The 17,293-nt window shown below is 62.7% G+C and carries 18 protein-coding genes; 7 read left to right on the top strand and 11 right to left on the bottom strand.

Features of this window, described 5'->3' with window-relative positions:
- The 4 genes from TERRO_RS16365 to TERRO_RS16350 all read left to right on the top strand — a co-directional run bounded on the left by TERRO_RS16365 (position 1) and on the right by TERRO_RS16350 (position 1,947).
- Positions 1-333, top strand: coding sequence for a YbjQ family protein (locus TERRO_RS16365; RefSeq protein WP_014786809.1), 333 nt, complete (start codon positions 1-3; stop codon positions 331-333).
- Position 334: 1 nt separating this feature from the next.
- The gene (locus tag TERRO_RS16360) at positions 335-733 is read left to right on the top strand and encodes a VOC family protein (protein WP_014786808.1); all 399 of its coding nucleotides are present in this window, start codon (positions 335-337) and stop codon (positions 731-733) included.
- Positions 734-761: 28 nt separating this feature from the next.
- Complete coding sequence (locus TERRO_RS16355; protein WP_014786807.1) at positions 762-1,238, top strand: cupin domain-containing protein; 477 nt, start codon at positions 762-764, stop codon at positions 1,236-1,238.
- Positions 1,239-1,299: 61 nt separating this feature from the next.
- Positions 1,300-1,947 (top strand): thymidine kinase, encoded by a 648-nt coding sequence (locus TERRO_RS16350; protein WP_014786806.1) that lies wholly within the window; start codon positions 1,300-1,302, stop codon positions 1,945-1,947.
- 121 nt (positions 1,948-2,068) lie between these two features.
- On the opposite strand, the gene TERRO_RS16345 is transcribed toward TERRO_RS16350, so the two are convergent.
- From TERRO_RS16345 to TERRO_RS23435, 7 genes are all read right to left on the bottom strand, one after another.
- The gene (locus tag TERRO_RS16345) at positions 2,069-3,550 is read right to left on the bottom strand and encodes an alginate export family protein (protein WP_014786805.1); all 1,482 of its coding nucleotides are present in this window, start codon (positions 3,548-3,550) and stop codon (positions 2,069-2,071) included.
- A gap of 70 nt (positions 3,551-3,620) precedes the next feature.
- Positions 3,621-4,289 carry a riboflavin synthase gene (locus TERRO_RS16340; protein WP_014786804.1) on the bottom strand — a complete coding sequence of 223 codons (669 nt, stop codon included), beginning with the start codon at positions 4,287-4,289 and terminating at the stop codon, positions 3,621-3,623.
- Positions 4,290-4,298: 9 nt separating this feature from the next.
- Positions 4,299-5,513: a bifunctional diaminohydroxyphosphoribosylaminopyrimidine deaminase/5-amino-6-(5-phosphoribosylamino)uracil reductase RibD gene (gene ribD, locus TERRO_RS16335; protein WP_014786803.1), complete on the bottom strand. Its 1,215-nt coding sequence runs from the start codon at positions 5,511-5,513 to the stop codon at positions 4,299-4,301.
- Positions 5,514-5,555: 42 nt separating this feature from the next.
- The gene (locus tag TERRO_RS16330; RefSeq protein WP_014786802.1) at positions 5,556-5,972 is read right to left on the bottom strand and encodes a hypothetical protein; all 417 of its coding nucleotides are present in this window, start codon (positions 5,970-5,972) and stop codon (positions 5,556-5,558) included.
- Between the two features lie 3 nt (positions 5,973-5,975).
- Positions 5,976-7,292 carry a signal recognition particle-docking protein FtsY gene (gene ftsY / locus TERRO_RS16325; RefSeq protein ID WP_014786801.1) on the bottom strand — a complete coding sequence of 439 codons (1,317 nt, stop codon included), beginning with the start codon at positions 7,290-7,292 and terminating at the stop codon, positions 5,976-5,978.
- Between the two features lie 122 nt (positions 7,293-7,414).
- Entirely contained in the window at positions 7,415-8,080 is a 666-nt protein-coding gene (locus TERRO_RS16320) for a response regulator (RefSeq protein WP_052313474.1), read from the bottom strand.
- 137 nt (positions 8,081-8,217) lie between these two features.
- Entirely contained in the window at positions 8,218-8,970 is a 753-nt protein-coding gene (locus TERRO_RS23435; RefSeq protein ID WP_014786799.1) for a response regulator, read from the bottom strand.
- A gap of 114 nt (positions 8,971-9,084) precedes the next feature.
- Here TERRO_RS23435 and TERRO_RS23430 point away from each other — a divergent pair, with 114 nt between their 5' ends.
- Positions 9,085-10,068 (top strand): hypothetical protein, encoded by a 984-nt coding sequence (locus TERRO_RS23430; protein ID WP_014786798.1) that lies wholly within the window; start codon positions 9,085-9,087, stop codon positions 10,066-10,068.
- Positions 10,069-10,077: 9 nt separating this feature from the next.
- Here TERRO_RS23430 and TERRO_RS16305 read toward each other — a convergent pair whose 3' ends face one another.
- Entirely contained in the window at positions 10,078-10,578 is a 501-nt protein-coding gene (locus TERRO_RS16305; RefSeq protein ID WP_014786797.1) for a hypothetical protein, read from the bottom strand.
- A gap of 90 nt (positions 10,579-10,668) precedes the next feature.
- Positions 10,669-13,389, bottom strand: coding sequence for a DNA translocase FtsK (locus tag TERRO_RS16300; RefSeq protein WP_014786796.1), 2,721 nt, complete (start codon positions 13,387-13,389; stop codon positions 10,669-10,671).
- Between the two features lie 421 nt (positions 13,390-13,810).
- Here TERRO_RS16300 and TERRO_RS16295 point away from each other — a divergent pair, with 421 nt between their 5' ends.
- A complete protein-coding gene (locus tag TERRO_RS16295; protein ID WP_014786795.1) occupies positions 13,811-14,263 on the top strand; it encodes a PA2169 family four-helix-bundle protein in 453 nt (150 codons plus the stop codon).
- Between the two features lie 213 nt (positions 14,264-14,476).
- Positions 14,477-14,863, top strand: a complete 387-nt coding sequence (locus TERRO_RS16285; RefSeq protein WP_052313375.1) for a DoxX family protein — start codon at positions 14,477-14,479, stop codon at positions 14,861-14,863.
- A 487-nt stretch (positions 14,864-15,350) separates the two neighbouring features.
- On the opposite strand, the gene TERRO_RS16280 is transcribed toward TERRO_RS16285, so the two are convergent.
- Positions 15,351-16,244 carry an undecaprenyl-diphosphate phosphatase gene (locus TERRO_RS16280; RefSeq protein ID WP_014786792.1) on the bottom strand — a complete coding sequence of 298 codons (894 nt, stop codon included), beginning with the start codon at positions 16,242-16,244 and terminating at the stop codon, positions 15,351-15,353.
- Between the two features lie 34 nt (positions 16,245-16,278).
- Positions 16,279-17,259, bottom strand: a complete 981-nt coding sequence (locus tag TERRO_RS16275; RefSeq protein ID WP_014786791.1) for an SH3 domain-containing protein — start codon at positions 17,257-17,259, stop codon at positions 16,279-16,281.
- Between the last annotated feature and the right edge of the window lie 34 nt (positions 17,260-17,293).

Raw genomic sequence — 17,293 nt, 5'->3', positions numbered from 1 at the left:
ATGATCACGACGGCACTGGAACTGCCGGGTTATCGCATCGTCCGAAGTCTGGGCGTGGTGCGCGGGATCGTGGTGCGTTCGCGGTCGGTCTTCGGCACGATTGGCGCGAGTCTGCAGACACTGGTGGGCGGTGACATTACGCTGTTCACCAACCTGTGTGAGCGCACACGACAGGATGCGTTTTTGCGCATGGAAGATCAGGCTCAGGCGATCGGCGCGAATGCGGTGATCGCGTTTCGCTACGACGCGAACGAGGTGATGCAGGGTGTGACGGAGGTGCTGGCGTATGGCACCGCTGTGGTCGTCGAAGCAATTCCTACGGACGGGGTGTGATGTGGCTGAGAGTAAGGGACGTGTAACGGGCGTTGGCGGTGTGTTTCTGCGGGCGCGCGATCCAAAGGCACTGACCGACTGGTACCACCAGCACCTGGGGCTGCCTGTGAGCGATTACGGCACCACGTTTCTTTGGACCGACGAGGTTCCGAAGGGAACGGGGATGACGACGTGGAGTGCGTTTGCGGACAACACGGATTACTTCGGGACAGGCAGCCGGCAGGCCGTGATGATCAACTATCGCGTGGACGACCTGGATGCGCTGCTGGAGAAGTTGCGGACGGCAAAGGTCGCGGTGGATCCCCATCGCGAGGATTACAGCTACGGCCGATTTGCCTGGATCACCGATCCCGAGGGTAACAAGGTGGAACTGTGGCAACCGATTGCGAAGTCGGAATAGGATTCGAAGGTTCTTACCGGGAGTGTTGATGAAGATCGCAGTTGCAGTGATGGCGCTCGCGTTTGCCTCGCCGATGTTGGCTCAGACTGTTCCTCCGAGCGAGATGCTGGACTCCGCAACGTTGCGATCCACAGCCGATACCCTGCTGCAGCAGGCGAAGATGTCGAAGGACGGGATCGCTTTCAAAATCCTGCTGACACGGCCGGACGGCAATGAACAGGTTGCTGCGCGCGTGAAGAGCGGGCAGGGCGAGTGGCATCGCGACTTTGCGGATGTGCTGATTGTGCTGGAGGGCGACGCGCAGATTGTGACCGGAGGCGAGGTCGTCAATGGCAAGGAGACAGCACCGGGCGAGATCCGCGGCGACAGTGTGAAGGGCGGCAAGGTGCAGCCGTTCCGCACGGGCGACGCGATCCGGATTGAGCCGCAGGTGGCGCACCAGGTGCTGCTGGCGCCGGGGCATACCGTTCGCTACATGGCGGTGAAGGTGAAGACGTCGAAGTAGGGCTGGCGCCGGGCTATTTTCGACGGATTTCCCACAAGGGCGAAGCCGGTAGGATAGCCGAATGCAACCTGTCGACAGCGGCCCATCCAACCTGCCGTGCGCCGTTCCCGGCGTGCTGGAAGTGATCACCGGGCCTATGTTCTCCGGCAAGAGCGAAGAGCTTATCCGGCGACTGAAGCGTGCGCGCATTGCGCGGCAGCGCGTCAGTTGCTTCAAGCCGGATATCGACCTTCGGTATCACCGGACGGCGATCGCTTCCCATTCAGAGCAGACGCATGAGGCGGCGGTGGTGACGCCGAATGCGGAGCGACTGCGCGAGGAGTTGTTCGCCACGCGGCTGGTCGATCGCGTGGAGGTGATCGGCCTGGACGAGGTGCAGTTCTTCGACAACGCGATTCTGCCGCTGGCGATGGAACTGGTGAGCATGGGGAAGCGCGTGATCCTGGCGGGCCTGGATACTACGTTTGCAAATGAGCCCTTCGGACCTGTGCCGGCGCTGATGGCGCTGGCGGATAAGGTGACGAAGCTGAACGCTGTTTGCATGACGTGCGGCCAGCCGGCGATCCACACGCAGCGGCTTGGGCACTCGCAGGAGCTGGTGGTGGTGGGGGCTGCGGGGATGTACGAGGCACGCTGCCGTGCGCACTTTCAGCCGTATGTGGAAGAGAGTGCCGAGCAGATGGATCTGCCGGTGGTGGCTACTTCCTGAAGTCATTGATGAGCAAAGCGAAACCCACATCGGAAGCGATGTGGGTTTCTTCTTGCCTCGGTTTCGTTTGCAGATCCTACATCTCAAAGGCGATATGTGGGGCACCCGATTCTGTCGTTTCTCACTTCGGGTGGGTAAGTGGAGCGCTGAACCTATAGTTCACTTCCAGGAAGCCGAACTGGGCCTGCGTGTTGACGGGGTAGATGGCTTTGATGGCTTCCTTGCCCCATACATGTGCGTAGTAGGCGGTGAGCGCGAGGCGTTGCGTGAGCTGGTAGTCCGCGCTGAAGTCGTAGAGCGTTGCCAGGCTGTTGTGACCATTGGCAGGGCGGCCCATATAGCCGAAGGTGTTCTTGTCCAACGCGCCGCCGCCCAAGTACCAGAGGTCGTTGCCGCTGGTGAGTCCGAGGAAGTGCAGGTCGGTGCGGATGTCGAGCTTCGGTGTGGGCTTGTCGATCAATTGAAGGAAGCTCTCCTTCGAGTTCATCGTGTTGAAGAAGGGGAAGCGGGCGTAGTTGCGCGGCGTGGGCAACACGGCGAAGAAGGTGTTGTGCGTGTTGTCGTTCGGGTTTTCGTCGCCGGTGGTGCGAAGGAAGCCGTAGCGCAGCCATGGTGAGCTCTTCACCTTGGTGAACTGGATGCCGCCTTCGAGGGCGAGGCCGCCGGCGCGGTGATCCTGCACGCCGAAGCGGCCGTTCTGAAGAACTCCCCAGAAGACACCATCGAGTTTGATCGCCGGGGTGACCGGGATCGCAGCGATCATGCTGGTGCCGTAGGTGCCGATGCGGATGTTCTTGTGGTCGAGCTGTCGGACGGCCTGGGGCCGGTTGTCGGTTTTGAGGACGCCGGTGCGGCCGTCGTGGAAACCAAGCGCAAAGGTCCGGAAGAGTACATGCTTCTTCGCAGCAAAACGTGAGTAGGCGAGGTATTGCACGTCGACGTCGAGTTCCGGGTTGGCGTTCATGTTGAAGACGCCCTGCACGGAACGCGCGCCCATGGCGGTGATGTCCCACTGCTTGCCGGTGATGTGTGCGTCGACGCCGTCCAGGCTGCGCTGGCCGTTGGAGAAGCCGAAAGAGCCGAGGAGGCGCTGGGACATACGGTTGTTCTGCAGCCACAGCAGCGACTTGTCTTCCGGTTTCATCTCGGTGCCGTCGGTGAACTCGAAGCGGCCGACGCGGAGGGTGTTGCTGTCGCGCTTAAAGTGGTAGCGCAGCCAGCCTTGCTTGAACGATGCGGCGGCGGGGAAGCGGTTGTTGCCGTTGGAGGCATAGTAGCTGCCGCCAAGCCCGAGCTGGCCCTGTGCGGCGACGGGCGAGACGGCGTCGTTGGGGAGCCAGAGTTCACTGTTCTGCGAGAGCTCGGCCGTCCAGTCGATGTGCTTGATCCGCTGCTGCAACGCGATCCGCAAGAGGCTGTCGACGTGGCCGTAGAGTGCCGCGTTGGGTGTTGCGGAAAACCACTGTGTGACGTTGACGCGCTGCCGGTCCCAGACGCTGACGGTGAGTGGTGTCGGCTTCGAGATATCCGGGGTTGGAATCTGGGCCCCTGCGGTGCAGGGGAGGCCAGCGAGTGCGAGAAACAGGGGAATTCGTAAAGCCATTAACTCTGATACGGCTGATGCAGTGTTTCGGAATGCAGAATCTTTCAAGTTATTGGAGGAGGAGTTAATTTTAGAAGCCCATGCCGATCAGTGAGAGTTCCGTGATTGTTTCGGATTTCGGTGCCTGTGCGCGCTGTTCAGCGTACTTCGCAAGGACGTCGACCTCCAGGTTAATGGGGTCGCCAGGTTGCAGCGTGTGCAGATTGGTGACGGCGTAGGTATGAGGAATGATGGCGATGGTGACGAGGACCTGCCCGTGTTCGACACGCTCCACCGCAGCAACGGTGAGCGAGATGCCGTTGACGCCGAGCGATCCCTTCTCGACGATGTAACGCGCCAGTGCTGCGGGGGCGGTCAGCTTCAGCAGCCAGTCCGTTTCGCTCTCTGGGCCCATGGTGACAGCGGTCAGGGATGTCAGACGTCCAATGCCGTCGACGTGGCCCTGCACGACGTGGCCACCGAGCGGCGTGCCTGCCGGTGTGGGTAGTTCGAGGTTGACACTGCTGCCAGGTGCCAGCGATTCGAGCGAGGTGCGGCGTAGTGTCTCGTCCAGCAGGTCGGCTTCGAAGCCTGTGGGCGTGATGGCGAGCGCGGTGAGGCAGACGCCGGAGACGGCGATGGAGTCGCCCGTGCGGAGCTGGGTGGCCAGCGTGGGTGCGGTGACGCGGAGGCGCGCTGCGCCTGACTTCTTTTCGAACCCAACGATGGTGCCGGTCTCTGCGATCAAGCCTGTAAACATGCTTTGATTTTATGCCGCGGAGGTCGGGGTGAGGGTGAAGGTTTCGGCCCAGGGGTCGTGCAGCGTGCCGCGCACGCAGGCATCGAGCTGGCGTGCGCCGTTGGTGAGTTCGCTGACGAAGTCGCAGCGGTCGATGTTGCTGAGCTGTTCAATGAGCGCAAAGGGGGACGGGCCGCCGGTGGCGAAGGGGATGGCCTGGTCACCGAGTTCGGTTTCGCTGAAGAAGAGGACGACCTTGTCGACGAGCCCTGCGTTGAGGAAGGCTGCGTTCAGGCCCGGGCCGCTCTCCAGCAAGACGCTGAGGAGGTCGAGTTCGCCCAGTCGCTTGAGGATGGCGCGGAGATCGAGTTCGAGCTTGCTGCTTTGTGTCCCACGCTGCGCGGGCGTGAGCGTGGGCATGGGTTCCACGATGGCTCCGCGCTGACGCAGCGCGCGCTGACGGTCGTTTGGCGCGGAGCGCGAGCAGAAGACGATCAGATCTTCATTGGCGCTTTCGACCAGGCGCGAGGTCAGCGGCAGGCGGCAGCGTGTGTCGAGCACGACACGCATCAGCCGGCGGCGGCGCTGCAGGTTGCTACGGTCGGTGATGAGCGGGTCATCGGCCAACACGGTGCCGATGCCGGTCAGGATGGCGTCGCTGGCGTGTCGGAAGCGATGGACCTCTTCGCGCGCGGCGGTGCCGGTGAGCCAGAAGGGCGCGTTGGCGGTGCGCTGGATGGGCAGCGGCGCCAGCTTGCCGTCGACGCTGAGTGCAGACTTGAGTGTGACCAGCGGCAGGCCCGTGAGGATGTGCCGCGCGAAGGCGTCGTTCATGGCGCGAGCTTCCGCTTGCAGCAGGCCGTGTTCGGCGACGACGCCACCGTTTTCCAGGATGGCCATACCGCGGGTGGCGACGAGAGGGTTGGGATCGAGTGTTGCAGCGACGACGCGTGCCACACCTGCGTCGAGCAGGGCATTGGCGCAGGGGCCGGTGCGGCCGTAGTGCGAGCACGGCTCCAGCGTGACGTAAGCGGTTGCGCCGCCCGCCTGCTCGCCCGCCTGCTTCAGCGCGACGACTTCAGCGTGGTCGCGCAGATCGAAGCGGTGTGCGCCTTCGCCAACCACAACGTTGTCATGGGCCAGGACGCAGCCCACCTGCGGATTCGGCGAGGCGAGACCAAGTGTGGCCTTCGCGAGCTCGAGTGCGCGCTGCATGTGTGCTGTATCGGTGGCTGAGAAGGGCATTGTGATATCAGATGCTCGTGCGGTGCTGTCTGACGTTATTCGTTAGGTCGCTGCCGCGAAGGCAGTCTGAACCTTTACACCGATTTGTCGGGACGATAGTTCGTAGAGCAGGAATGGGTGCAGGTTTACGGAGTGCGCCATATCGCCTGCCTGGGCCTGGGAGACCGGGATGGTGAAGGTGAAGAGCGTCTCCAGCAGGCCATCCTCTCCTGCAAACTCCGCTAGCGTTTCATCATGCTGCTTGAGGAAACGCAGGAGGGCTTCGAGAGCCATTTCAAAGTGCTGGTGCGTGGATCCCTGAAAGAGCAGGGCGTGCCACACGCTTGTCTTGCGCACCGTCGTTCCGACCTGTTGACCAGCTCTCAGGCAGAAGACTGGCTGGGTCGCGAGGCTTTCCGTGAGGAAATTCAGATCGCGAGCGACGTGATGCACCTGCAGGCTTATGGTGAACGAAGTCATCGGCTATCCGAGCAAAGAGTCGAGGAAGGCGTCGGAGTTGAAGGGAATGATGTCTTCCATCTTTTCTCCTGTGCCTGCGAAGACGACGGGAAGGCGCAGCTCGCGAGCGATGGCGATGACGATGCCGCCCTTCGCCGTGCCGTCCAGCTTGGTAAGCACGATGCCCGTGACGCCGGCGCTCTCAGTAAACAGGCGTGCCTGCTGCATGCCGTTCTGGCCGGTTGTCGCGTCCATGACGAGGAAGACCTGGTGGGGCGCGCCGGGGACGAGCTTGTGCGCGGTGCGCCGCATCTTATCGAGCTCAGCCATCAGGCCTGCCTTGTTGTGCAGGCGGCCCGCGGTGTCGACGATGACGATGTCCACGCCGCGCGCCTTGCCGGCAGTCATGGCGTCGTAGAGCGCAGCCGAGGGGTCGCCGCCCTGCTTGGTCTTGATGATTTCGACGTTCGAGCGCTTCGCCCACACCTCGAGCTGCTCGATTGCGGCGGCGCGAAAGGTGTCTGCGGCGCAGAGCAGGGCCTTGCGGCCGTGCGTGCCGTACAGGGCCGCAAGTTTGCCACTGGTGGTGGTCTTGCCCGTGCCGTTGACGCCGACCATCATGATGACTTCCGGCGGCTGCGGCGGGTGATTGGTAGGCTGCTGAACGGAATCGAGGATGGCGCGCAGCTCTTCCTTCAGCATGAGCTTCAGGTCGTCGGTGGTGGCGTTTTCGCGCCGTGCGCGCTGACGCAGATTTCGGATGACCTCCTGCGTCGTGGTGGAGCCAATATCGGCGGTCAGCAAAACGGCTTCGAGGTCGTCGAGGACCTCATCGTCTACGGTGCGGCCCATTGCGAGGACGCTGCTGAGCGAATCGCCGAACTGGTCGCGCGTGCGCTCAACGGCCGAGCGCATCTTGTCGAGGAAGCCTGCCTCCTCTTCCTCTGCACTGGCGTAGCCGCCGAAGGAGAAGTTTGAGGTCATCGGCTTCAGGCCGAACTCGTTGCGCGTGGGATCGGGGACTGCCGTTGGCGGCGGTGTGGGTGTTACGGCCTCCGGGCCAAGCTCGCGTTCGACGGCCTCATCCGCGGCCTGCGCGAGGTCGATAGGGGAGAGCATCTCCGGCTCGACGATGGGGAGCGTGCCGCTGCCTTCGCGTTCCAGCAACTCAAGGGGCGTCTGCGGCGCAATGGTTTCGGTGCTGGGTGTTTCTGTGGCGGGTGTTTCGGTGTCGTGTGTTTCGGGCGCGGCGGAGGTCTCGCCGGTGACGGCGTCGCGCATGCGCTGGAAGAAACTGGGCTTCTTCGGTTTTTCTCCGGAGTTAAAGAGCGAAATCGGCATCGTTCCTAGTCTACGACCGTTGGGTTGATCGGGGTGGGAGCTCGTATCGCGGTTTGATCCAGCAAAGAAGAAGCGCAGCCGGAGTGGCTGCGCTTTTCGATCAGAACAAACCAATGAGCGAATCAATCAATGGGTGCGACGAGCTTGTGCGAGATGGCGAAGAGTGCGAGTTCGAGGCGGGTGGAGACGCCGGTCTTGTCGAAGGTGTTCGAGAGGTGGCGCTTCACGGTCTCTTCGCTGATGATGAACTGCTTCGCGATGTCCTTGTTGCTGCAGCCTTCGACGATGCACTGCACGACTTCCAGTTCGCGCGGGGTGAGACCGAAGGTCTTGCGTTCCGGAACGGCTGCTGCTTTTGCCATCAGACCGTGAAGGGCCTGCAGCAAGTTCACGACGCGCTCGCCGCCGATCCAGTAATCACCGCTCGTGACGGCACGAATCGATTCGGTAAGGTCACCGGCGACTGACTCTTTCAAGACGATGCCGCGGGCGCCGATCTGCAGCGCTTCGATGATCTGCTGGGTCGAGATGGTGCTGGTGAGCAGGATGATCTTGACGCGCGGCGACTTCGACATGATGGCGCGCATGGCTTCGAGGCCGGGCAGGCGTGGCATCTGTAGATCGAGCAGCAAGACATCGGGCTCATGCTCGAGCGTCTGCGTGATCGCCTCTTCGCCGTCTTCGGCCTCGGCGACGATCTCAAACCCGGGCTCGCTCATCAGCATGTTCTTCACGCCGAAGCGGACGACGGGGTGATCATCCGCAACGACAAGGCGGACGGCGGGCATGCCGGTTGCTGCGGGCCTGCGGACGGGTGCTGCTTCTTCGAATGCCTTCACGTTTGCCTTCTCACCTTCGCGCACTTGATACCTTCGAATGCCGGAGAAAAACTACTTAGTGGGTTGATGGATGCCGTACCGGGTAATCACGATGTACTGGGGAGGAGCGACTCCAGCATATGACGAATCTGCCCGAGTTCTTCACGGAAATGCTGAAGGGGTTTCCACCCCGTCAACGGTTTACTTGGCAGGCCTGTCTCCTCCGCAGTGGATGCAAGCGTGCGTAGACGCAAAGCACCCACCATGGCGCAGCTGCCCTTGAGGGCATGCGCCTCGCGCCGGTAGGTTGTGTCATCGCTTGTCTCCAATGCTTCCGACATGCGTGCGATGCGGGCCTCAGCGTCGACGAGGGCGAAGTCATAGAGCGAACGGAGCTGAGCCGCAGGCATGGCGGCTTTCATGCGGTAGAAGGATTCGATCGCAATGACAGGCTCGGTTGCGTCCATGGCGCAAGCGCCCGGCGTTGCAGGGAGCTTGCCGTTCCACAGAGCTTCGCATCTTCGCAGGAGGTCGCCCGGATCGAAGGGTTTCTGTATCAGGTCATCGAAGCCGGCCGGAGCGCTGCTGGCTGTTGTCGCGGTCATCGCGATCAGCAAGGGCATCTCCGAAAGTGCCGACATGCTGACGCGAAGCGCGGTTGCCATCGGGGCGCCGCACAGGCCCGGCATCTGCAGATCGCTGAGGATCACATCGGGAGGGGACTGGCTGACGATGCGAAGGGACTCTTCTCCACCCTTCGCGACTGTTATTTGCCAGCCTTCTCCTCCCAGGAGCATTGAGAGTAGATCGCGGGTCGTTTCGTCGTCATCGACCAGCAGCAGGGAACGTCCATTACGCATGGTTTGCAGGGTACATCTTCCGACTGCCACTGTGCAGGTATGGAGCGAGGGGGGACCCAGGCCGATACAATCGGCTGATGTCGCAGGCGCTTTTGCTCGCGACACAGGACGACGATGAAGATGCTTGTGCAACTCGGCGTTGCGGCGCTGCTGTTCGTTCCGCCGCCTGCGACCCCAACCGGCCCGCTGGCTCGCAGCCGATGGCAGCGTGTGCTCACTGCGCCGCAGCCGCTGTCTGAGGCAGAACAGTGCGTGATTGTGGATGCCGATCTGTACGCGCATGCGGCGCCGGGATTGCGCGACGTACGGCTGGTACAGGATGGTTATGAGATTCCCTACGCTACGGACGTGAGCTTCGATGACCGCACGGGCGATGCGGGCGCGCCGCCTGCGGATGATCGTTCCCTCTACGAGACCGTGAAGATCCTGCCGCTGGTGCCGTCGCAATCTTCGGGAGCGACGAAGGGCGGCAGCGCCGCGGTGCCGGGGCGCTTCTACCAGGAGGATCTGTTGTCTGCGCATGTGCCGGTGGAGCGCGTGCGGCTGGAGCCCGCGCCTGCCGCGAACACCGAGGTGAGCCTGCGCGCTGCGGCTCGGATGAACCTGGCGCAGGCTGAGGAGTTGCGCACGACGCTTGGTCCCTCGCGCGCCGCCGCTCCCTTCACGATCGGCGCGAACCTGCAGGATGAGGCGGACATCACCGTTGTGGTGCAGGCTGCGGTGGCTCGTGCGAAGGCAGGCGTGAGCGGTGCGATTGTGTCGCCGCGTGGAGCGCCGCCCGCACCGCAGTCGATCGTGCTGGAGATGCGGCGGCGGGAGATCTGCTTTCAGCCGGTGTCGTCTTCGCCTGTCCGGTTGCTGCTGGGCGATGCGACCGCGTTGCCGCCGCGGTACGACTACGCATTGCACTATCAGCCGAAGAGCTCGCCGCTGCTGGCGACGATGGGGCCGATGCAGCCTAACCCTGACTATGTAGCGCCGGTGCGTGCACCGCGGTTCCGCATGACGGCGCGGCTTCGGCTGGCGATTGCGTTTGCCGTTGCTGTTGCGGCGTTTTTCCTGACTGCGATTCCTTTGTTGAAGCTTACGAAACGCTAACGTTTGCTGCTATTTCGCTGGTGGTGCGGTGCAGCCGCTTGGGTCTCTTCCGCTTTCGAGTTGCTCTTGTGCGGCCTTTGCGAGGGTAATGAGCGGGGCGTAGGTTGGGTCAGTGTTTACGCGGGTCAGGAAGTCGATCAGGGCTGTTTTTGCTTCTGGTAGTTTGCATTGGCGCATGAGGTATTGCGCGTGGTTGAAGTAGGGCGTGTAGCAGTAAGGTGCTGATTTGATTGACATTTGGGCGAGGCGTTCTACTTCGTTCCATTCGCCTCTTGCGCGGGCGCCTTCGATGGGGAGTATGTATTTGATTTTGGGGGAGTTATCGGTGTAGGCGGAGCCGGAGTATGCGTCGCTAATGCGCTGTACACCGTCGGCTGTGCACGCGTAATGAATCGTCTCAGTGTTGTTGACGGGTTTGTTGTTGTCGTCGCCGCCACGTCCCTGCGCGTGCAGCGTGTTTGCGGCGAGGAGAACGGTGGCGGTGATGAGCAGGCGCAGGCAGATTCGCATGCGGAACAGCCTAGCAGCCGGCGGGTACGGATGCGAAGAGGGCCGCACCCTTTGGGTGCGGCCCTCTGTGTTTCGTTGATGGGGTACTCGTTAGCGGACGGCTTCGTCGACCTCGCGGTAGAAGTCCTGCGACTTGAGGATCTCGCGGGGGCGTGAGCCGTCTGCGGGACCTACGAGGCCGTCGCGCTCCATCATGTCGATCAGGGAGGCGGCGCGACCGTAGCCGATGCGGAGACGGCGTTGCAGGAGCGAGGTGCTGGCCTTGCCGAACTCGTAGACGAGGCGGACGGCGTCGTCGAAGAGTTCGTCGTTGTTGTTGTTCTCGCCGTCCTCGCCCAGGTCGTTGCCCTTGTCGTCCTTTGGGCCTTCGAGGAAGCCTTCGACGTACTCGGCTTCGCCCTGTGCCTTCCAGAAGGCGACGACGTCGGAGATCTCCTTCTCGGTGACGAAGGGAGCGTGGACGCGCTGCAGGCGGCTGGTGCCTGGCGGCAGGAAGAGCATGTCGCCGCGGCCCAGGAGGCTCTCAGCGCCGTTGGAGTCGATGATGGTGCGGCTGTCGACCTTAGTGGCGAGGCGGAAGGACATACGCGTTGGGACGTTGGCCTTGATGAGGCCGGTGATGACGTCGACGCTGGGGCGCTGGGTTGCCAGGACGAGGTGGATGCCGACGGCGCGGGCCATCTGCGCGAGGCGTGTGATGGACTCTTCGACGTTGGCCTTGTCGAGCATCATGAGGTCGGCGAGCTCGTCGATGATGATCATGATGTAGGGCAGGGGCTGCTGCTCTTCGCCGTCTTCGTTGAAGAGCTGGCCGCTTTCGAAGAGCTTGTTGTACTGGTCCAGGTTGCGGACGTGGCGGGATGCGAGGAGCTTGAGGCGGCGCTCCATCTCGCGGACAGCGTTCTTGAGGGCGTTGGCGGCGAGCTTTGGCTCGGTGATGATGGGCGTGAAGAGGTGCGGAATGCCCTCGTACATGCCGAGCTCGACGCGCTTGGGATCGACGAGGATCATGCGAACTTCTTCGGGCGTGGCTTTGAAGAGGACGCTCATGATCATGGCGTTGATGGCGACAGACTTACCCGATCCGGTGGAACCGGCGATGAGCACGTGCGGCATGGCGGCGAGGTTGGCGGTGACGATGCGGCCGTTGATGTCCTTGCCCATCGCCATCTCGACCTTGCTCCTGGAGTTGGCGAAGCCTTCGGACTCGACGACGTCGCGCAGCCAGATGGTCTCGCGCTCGTGGTTGGGGACCTGGATGCCGACGGTGCTCTTGCCGGCCATGCGTTCGATGAGGATGGACTCGGCTGCCATGGCGAGGCAGAGATCGTCTGCGAGGCCGGTGACGCGGCTGTACTTGACGCCGGCGTCCGGGCGGAACTCGAAGGTGGTGACGACGGGACCGGGATTGATCTGGGTGACCTGGCCGTCGACGCCGAACTCGCCGCACTTTTCTACGAGGACCTTGGCCTCTTCGCGGAGAGCTTCTTCGCGTACGGTTGCGTGTTCTTCACTGCGGTAGAGGAGTGAGGAGGGCGGCAGCTTGTAGCCGTGGACGCTCTTGGTTGTGAGGGTGACGGTCTTGAGGCTGTCATCGGCACGCTTGCCGAAAGAGATGGTGTTGGCCGGTGGCGGTGGTGGCGCCGCCGCTTCGACGCGTGTGGCAGAGACGGGGAAGGGAACGACCTCTGCGGTACGACCTGTGCGGGCGGGCGCTGGGGGTGCTTCGCGCTGAATCCAGTCGAAGGGATCGGACTCAGTGATGGCAGGCGCGGGCTGGTTCCAGTCGGAGAAGTTCTCCTGCGCGGCGGTGTGCAGCGGCGCGTCCATGGTGTTGGAGAGGACGCCGGTTGCGATGGCGCCTTCGTGCATGAGGTGCGCTTCTGCCGCGGCCTGGAGGTGACCGGGGAGCGGTGCGAACTCAGGCTCGGGGCCTGCGTCGACGTCGGTGCGCGGCATCTGGGACCACATGCTGCGGGAGACGGGACGCTCGTCGATGATGGCGGTGTCGGGACGGATGCCCTTGCGCCAGAAGCCCCACTTGGCGAAGAGGCCCGCGATGAGGGAACCGCTGGCGGCGCGCTGGGCTGCGGCGGCGGTGCGGGCGTTTTCCGCATCCTGCTTGGCCACCATGCGTTCGCGGCGGGTTTCCAGACGGTTGGCGGCACGCGCGGATTTGAGGTCGCCGCGGTTGCCGCGCCATGCGATGTAACGCTCACGCGCACGATAGGCGAAGCCGAGGCGCTGGCCCGCCCAGTCCTGCGCGGTATTGAAGGTGAAGGTGGTGGAGAGGTAGACGCTGAGCAGGAGTGCGATGCAGATGACGACGCATGCGCCGGGGAAGTTGAGCAGGGCGATGGCTGCGTCGGCGATAAACCGGCCGGTGACGCCTTCAATGGGCAGCGCGCTGCGCCAGAGCATGTGGATGGGAAAGAGTGCGAGCGCGGCGGGTGCGGCGAGGATCCAGAGGACAAGGCCGATGCTCTTAGCGGCGGGCGAGCCCTGGGGACGCGAACGGAGCCAGCAGACACCGAGGCGGCCGATCATGAGCGGGAAGATGAGCGAGGCGATACCGATTACCTGCAGCAGGATGTCGCTGACGGAGGCGCCAAGACGCCCGGCCCAGTTGTGTACGGGGCGCAGCACGCCGGGTCCGGTGAGACCCCCGACGGTGTTGAGCGACGGGTCACCGGGCGTGTAGCTGATGAGGGACAGCAACAGCAGTACGGCGAGCGTCAGCATCCCGAGGCCCAGGACTTCATTGAGGCGGCGGCTGCGGGTTGGAGTCATCTCCAGGCGTAAGGGCTTCATCGAGGGCGTTCTCCCGACCTCCTGACGGCGTGTTGTAAGCACGCTACCGGACACTGCAACATGCAGCGACACGCAGGGGATCATGCCCGATTCTCTACTGCTGGTGGCCCTGTGGCGTGGCCAATCTGTGGGAGGAATCCGCGCGGGCAACCCATGCCGGTGAAGCTGTCTCCTATGGGTCTGTAAGGCTGGCAACGGTCTTCGACCTAGCCCGTACGATCATGTCGGCGGGCCCTTAGTAGCAAAGCGTGATGGGGCAGTGGAGGGGGTTTTCGCGATTTCCTCCCCTTGCTCTCGGCCAAGGAGAATCGCACTGCAACCGGGGGACACTGTCCCTGATCGCACTATAAGTTTCCGGGCGAATTGCCCGTGGATTTTTGCAAAGCACGGGCTATAAGCCCAACCGAAAAGGATCATCACTATGGCAGAGCAGCTGAAGGAAACCGAGAGTGTATTGAAGGACGTAATCGCAAGCCTGATCGACGGTCAGGAAGGCTTCAAGGACATCGGCGAGAAGCTGAAGGATGAGACCCTGAAGCGTTACTTCCTGGCAGAGAGCCTGAAGCGCGCAAGCTTCAAGGGCGAGCTGGAAGATGTGCTGATCAAGGAAGGCGTTCAGGACGCGTACAAGGAGACCGGCACGATCGCCGGTGCTCTGCACCGCACCTGGGGTGATCTGAAGGCGAAGCTGGGCGGCGACGACCACACGCTGCTGGAGACGGCAGAGCAGGGTGAGGATAAGGCCAAGAAGGCTTATGCGGATGCACTGAAGCATGAGCTGCCGCTGCCGATCCACCAGTTGCTGAGTACGCAGGCTGCTCATATCCAGACCAGCCATGATTACGTGAAGGCTGCTCGCGATTCGCGCAAGTAGTTTTTATGGTGTTGCAGGGAGGCCCCGCTTTGGCGGGGCCTTTTTGTTTGTGGCGTCGGACGTCGTCGGCAGGGCTTACCCAGGGCTTTGCCCTGGGCTGGGAAGTCGCGCACCTTCAGTGCGCTTTGGATTTGCTGAAGGTGGCAGACGTCTCGCGCTTTCGGTGTATCGCTGAGATGTTGGAATTCGTTGTTCTGTGCCTATGATTGGGCTATGGCGAGCAAGCAGCTTCGAATGATTGGCCTGGTGGCTCAGTCGCTTTTGTACGTGGCGGCGGGAGTCAACCACTTCTGGCATAGCGGGACGTACGTGGCGATTATGCCGCCGCACTACAGCGATCCGTTGCTGCTGGTGCAGGTGAGTGGCGCTGCGGAGATCCTGGGCGGGATTGGTCTGCTGGTGCCGGCGACGCGGCGGTTTGCGGCGTGGGGCATCCTCGCGATGCTGGTGGTTTATTTCGATGTGCACTTTTACATGGCGATGCATCCGGAGCGGTTTGCCGCGGTTCCGGTTTGGGCGCTGTATGGGCGTATTCCGTTGCAGCTTGTTTTGATTGCTTGGGCCTGGGTTTATGCACGGCCGGAGCGGAGCCGGGGGTAACGTTCCCTTTCTTTTCTTGGCCACTCAAAGGCCTGAAGGCCTTCGCTCCCTCGGGCGGGCACCCTTTGCATGAATAACCGCCCGGGGTTGTAGTCTCCGCCTGGATGTGTGCCGATGAGAAGAACTCTCTCAGCGGCTGAAGCCGCACTTCTTCCTACGGCATTGATGGCATGGCTGAAGCCATGCCCCTCCGAAAGCGGTTCGCGCTTCGCGCGATGGCCCACTCATGACGATGAGGCCGTCATGAATGGGGCACCCGGCTTTCGCACAAATCCCCACCTTAGCTTCGCGAAGGTGGGGCACCCGTCTTTGCTTGGGGTTCAGCTTTGTTGGTGGAGCGAAACCCACGTCTCAGAAGCGAGACGTGGGGCACCAGGTCTGCCGGTTGAAGGAAACGGTCTTGCTTCGCACGAATGCCCCATTCATGGCGATGAGACTGTCATGAAATGGGGCATCGTTTTTTGCTGACTTCAGATTTGGCAGCTTGTTACTTCAGGACTGAAGGATGCAGGTGCATCCAGACGAGGAGGCCTGCGCCGAGGATGATGCGGTAGATGGCGAAGATGGTGAAGCCACGTTTGCGGACCCAGCCGAGGAACCAGGCTACGACGAGGTAGGCCACGATGAAGGAGACGGCCATGCCGATGATGAGGACGATCCAGCGTTCCGGGCCCATGACGAGTGGGGTGAGGGCTTCGGCGCCCTGGGAGGCCAGGTCCTTGGCGCTGGGGTGGATGGCCTTCAGCAGCGAGTAGCCGGTGGCGGCGATCATGGTCGGGATGGAGATGAGGAAGGAGAACTCCAGCGCGGCGGAGCGATCGAGGCCTGCGATCTGTCCGGCGGCGATGGTGGACATGGAGCGCGAGGTGCCGGGGATGACGGCGCTGAGGACCTGGCAGATGCCGATCCAGATGGCCTCGCCGAGACCCATCTGCTCGACGTGAGTGATGCGGGCTTCGCGGTGGTTGGCCCAGACGTCAACGACCCACATGATGATGCCGCCGATGAGGAGGGCGAGTGCGATGACGGTGAGGTTCTCGAGGTTTTCGCCGATCTTTTTGGTCAGCAGCTTCGCCGGGATGGCGGTGCAGATGAAGGCGATGAGCGTGAGGGAGATGGGATGGGTCAGCCACGTCTTGTTGCCGCGTTCGCCGTGGGGGAAGCTTCGCATATACGCGATGATGCGGATGGCGAAGAAGAGCAACAGGGCGAGGATGGCGCCGAGCTGGATGACGATGGTGTACATCTTCCAGAACGGGTCGGTGAGCGAGACGTGGAGGAGTGCTTCGGTCAGGCGGAGATGTGCGGTGGAGCTTACGGGGAGGAACTCCGTCAAGCCTTCCACGATACCGAGGATGACGGAGAGGATGTAGTCGTTCAAAGCGGCTTCACCGGGCTTTCAGAGTTGGGGCGGGCTAGTCGCGATCACTGCCGTAGATCGCGATGCCCTGCTCCACCCTGTATACCAGACTGACGGCGCGTGCCGTGTAGTCGCTGGCGGGAAAGCGCTGGACCATGGTGTCCCGGAGGGCGTGCGCGTGTTGCGAGGCGGCTTCGGCGCGCTTTTTGTTCTCTTCCGTGGTGTACATGGTGACGAGGACGCCCTGGCGGTAGACGGCGTTCCAAAGAGCCTGGGGCGTTTTGGGGCCGTCGGGGAAGGCGTCCGCGTACTTCTGGTAGAGATTGCTCTCCATTTCCGGGCATTTAGGCAGACCCTGCCAGTCGCCGCAGAGCTTTGCGTCGAGCAGGTCAAAGGCGGCGAGGGCGGGGTATTTGCCGGTGCCATTCTTGACGATCTTCTGGAGATCTTTCTGGTAGATGTTGGGGCGCAGGTTTGCGTCCATGTCCTTGGCGCTGGGCAGGGTGCTGGCGTCGAACTTTTCTTCCTGCCAGCGGATGTCGGCGGATCGCCACTGGGCTTCGCCGGCGAGGGACGAGGCGGGGAAATACTCGGCCACGCGGCGGTAGAGGAGGTGAGCGGCGCCTGCTGCGGATTTGGGTGCGTGCGGCTCGCCGGCTGCGGCTTCCATGGTGGCGGCCTGGCCGTAGATGAGCTTATCGCCGTTGGGGGTGGCGGGGCTGACGAGGCCCTTGTCGCGGATCCAACCGGAGCGGGGCAGGACGGCGGGGTCGACGCTGAACTCGGGCTCTTCTTCGCCCTTCTCATCCTGAATGTCGGTGTTGGCGAAGACTTTGACCCAGGGGCCGCTGCGCTCGACGATGAGGACTTCGTGACCGGGCGTGACGACGGAGACGCGCTGGGACTGGGCGTCGGGCGCGACGTAGACGTCGGCGACCTTGAGCACGGTGGCTCGCTGCGCGTCGGGTGGCGGTTCGGGGCGCTTCTGCGCGGCGAGAGGAAGTGCGAGGACGAGCAGACAGGCTAGCTTGCGCATACGGGTATTAGACGGTGTGGAGTGAGGTGGTGTC

This window comes from Terriglobus roseus DSM 18391 (assembly GCF_000265425.1).
In the GTDB taxonomy this organism is placed as follows: domain Bacteria; phylum Acidobacteriota; class Terriglobia; order Terriglobales; family Acidobacteriaceae; genus Terriglobus; species Terriglobus roseus.
The sequence above is the reverse complement of the archived record's forward strand: the minus strand, read 5'-3'. Positions and strand labels throughout refer to the sequence as shown.

Excerpts from the sequence above, each read along its gene's own strand:
- TERRO_RS16365 (WP_014786809.1), top strand. The coding sequence starts at position 1 with ATGATCACGACGGCACTGGAACTGCCGGGTTATCGCATCGTCCGAAGT.
- TERRO_RS16355 (WP_014786807.1), top strand. The coding sequence starts at position 762 with ATGAAGATCGCAGTTGCAGTGATGGCGCTCGCGTTTGCCTCGCCGATG.
- TERRO_RS16350 (WP_014786806.1), top strand. The coding sequence starts at position 1,300 with ATGCAACCTGTCGACAGCGGCCCATCCAACCTGCCGTGCGCCGTTCCC.
- TERRO_RS16345 (WP_014786805.1), bottom strand. The coding sequence starts at position 3,550 with ATGGCTTTACGAATTCCCCTGTTTCTCGCACTCGCTGGCCTCCCCTGC.
- TERRO_RS16340 (WP_014786804.1), bottom strand. The coding sequence starts at position 4,289 with ATGTTTACAGGCTTGATCGCAGAGACCGGCACCATCGTTGGGTTCGAA.
- ribD (WP_014786803.1), bottom strand. The coding sequence starts at position 5,513 with ATGCCCTTCTCAGCCACCGATACAGCACACATGCAGCGCGCACTCGAG.
- TERRO_RS16330 (WP_014786802.1), bottom strand. The coding sequence starts at position 5,972 with ATGACTTCGTTCACCATAAGCCTGCAGGTGCATCACGTCGCTCGCGAT.
- ftsY (WP_014786801.1), bottom strand. The coding sequence starts at position 7,292 with ATGCCGATTTCGCTCTTTAACTCCGGAGAAAAACCGAAGAAGCCCAGT.
- TERRO_RS16320 (WP_052313474.1), bottom strand. The coding sequence starts at position 8,080 with ATGCCCGCCGTCCGCCTTGTCGTTGCGGATGATCACCCCGTCGTCCGC.
- TERRO_RS23435 (WP_014786799.1), bottom strand. The coding sequence starts at position 8,970 with ATGCGTAATGGACGTTCCCTGCTGCTGGTCGATGACGACGAAACGACC.
- TERRO_RS23430 (WP_014786798.1), top strand. The coding sequence starts at position 9,085 with ATGAAGATGCTTGTGCAACTCGGCGTTGCGGCGCTGCTGTTCGTTCCG.
- TERRO_RS16305 (WP_014786797.1), bottom strand. The coding sequence starts at position 10,578 with ATGCGAATCTGCCTGCGCCTGCTCATCACCGCCACCGTTCTCCTCGCC.
- TERRO_RS16300 (WP_014786796.1), bottom strand. The coding sequence starts at position 13,389 with ATGAAGCCCTTACGCCTGGAGATGACTCCAACCCGCAGCCGCCGCCTC.
- TERRO_RS16295 (WP_014786795.1), top strand. The coding sequence starts at position 13,811 with ATGGCAGAGCAGCTGAAGGAAACCGAGAGTGTATTGAAGGACGTAATC.
- TERRO_RS16285 (WP_052313375.1), top strand. The coding sequence starts at position 14,477 with ATGGCGAGCAAGCAGCTTCGAATGATTGGCCTGGTGGCTCAGTCGCTT.
- TERRO_RS16275 (WP_014786791.1), bottom strand. The coding sequence starts at position 17,259 with ATGCGCAAGCTAGCCTGTCTGCTCGTCCTCGCACTTCCTCTCGCCGCG.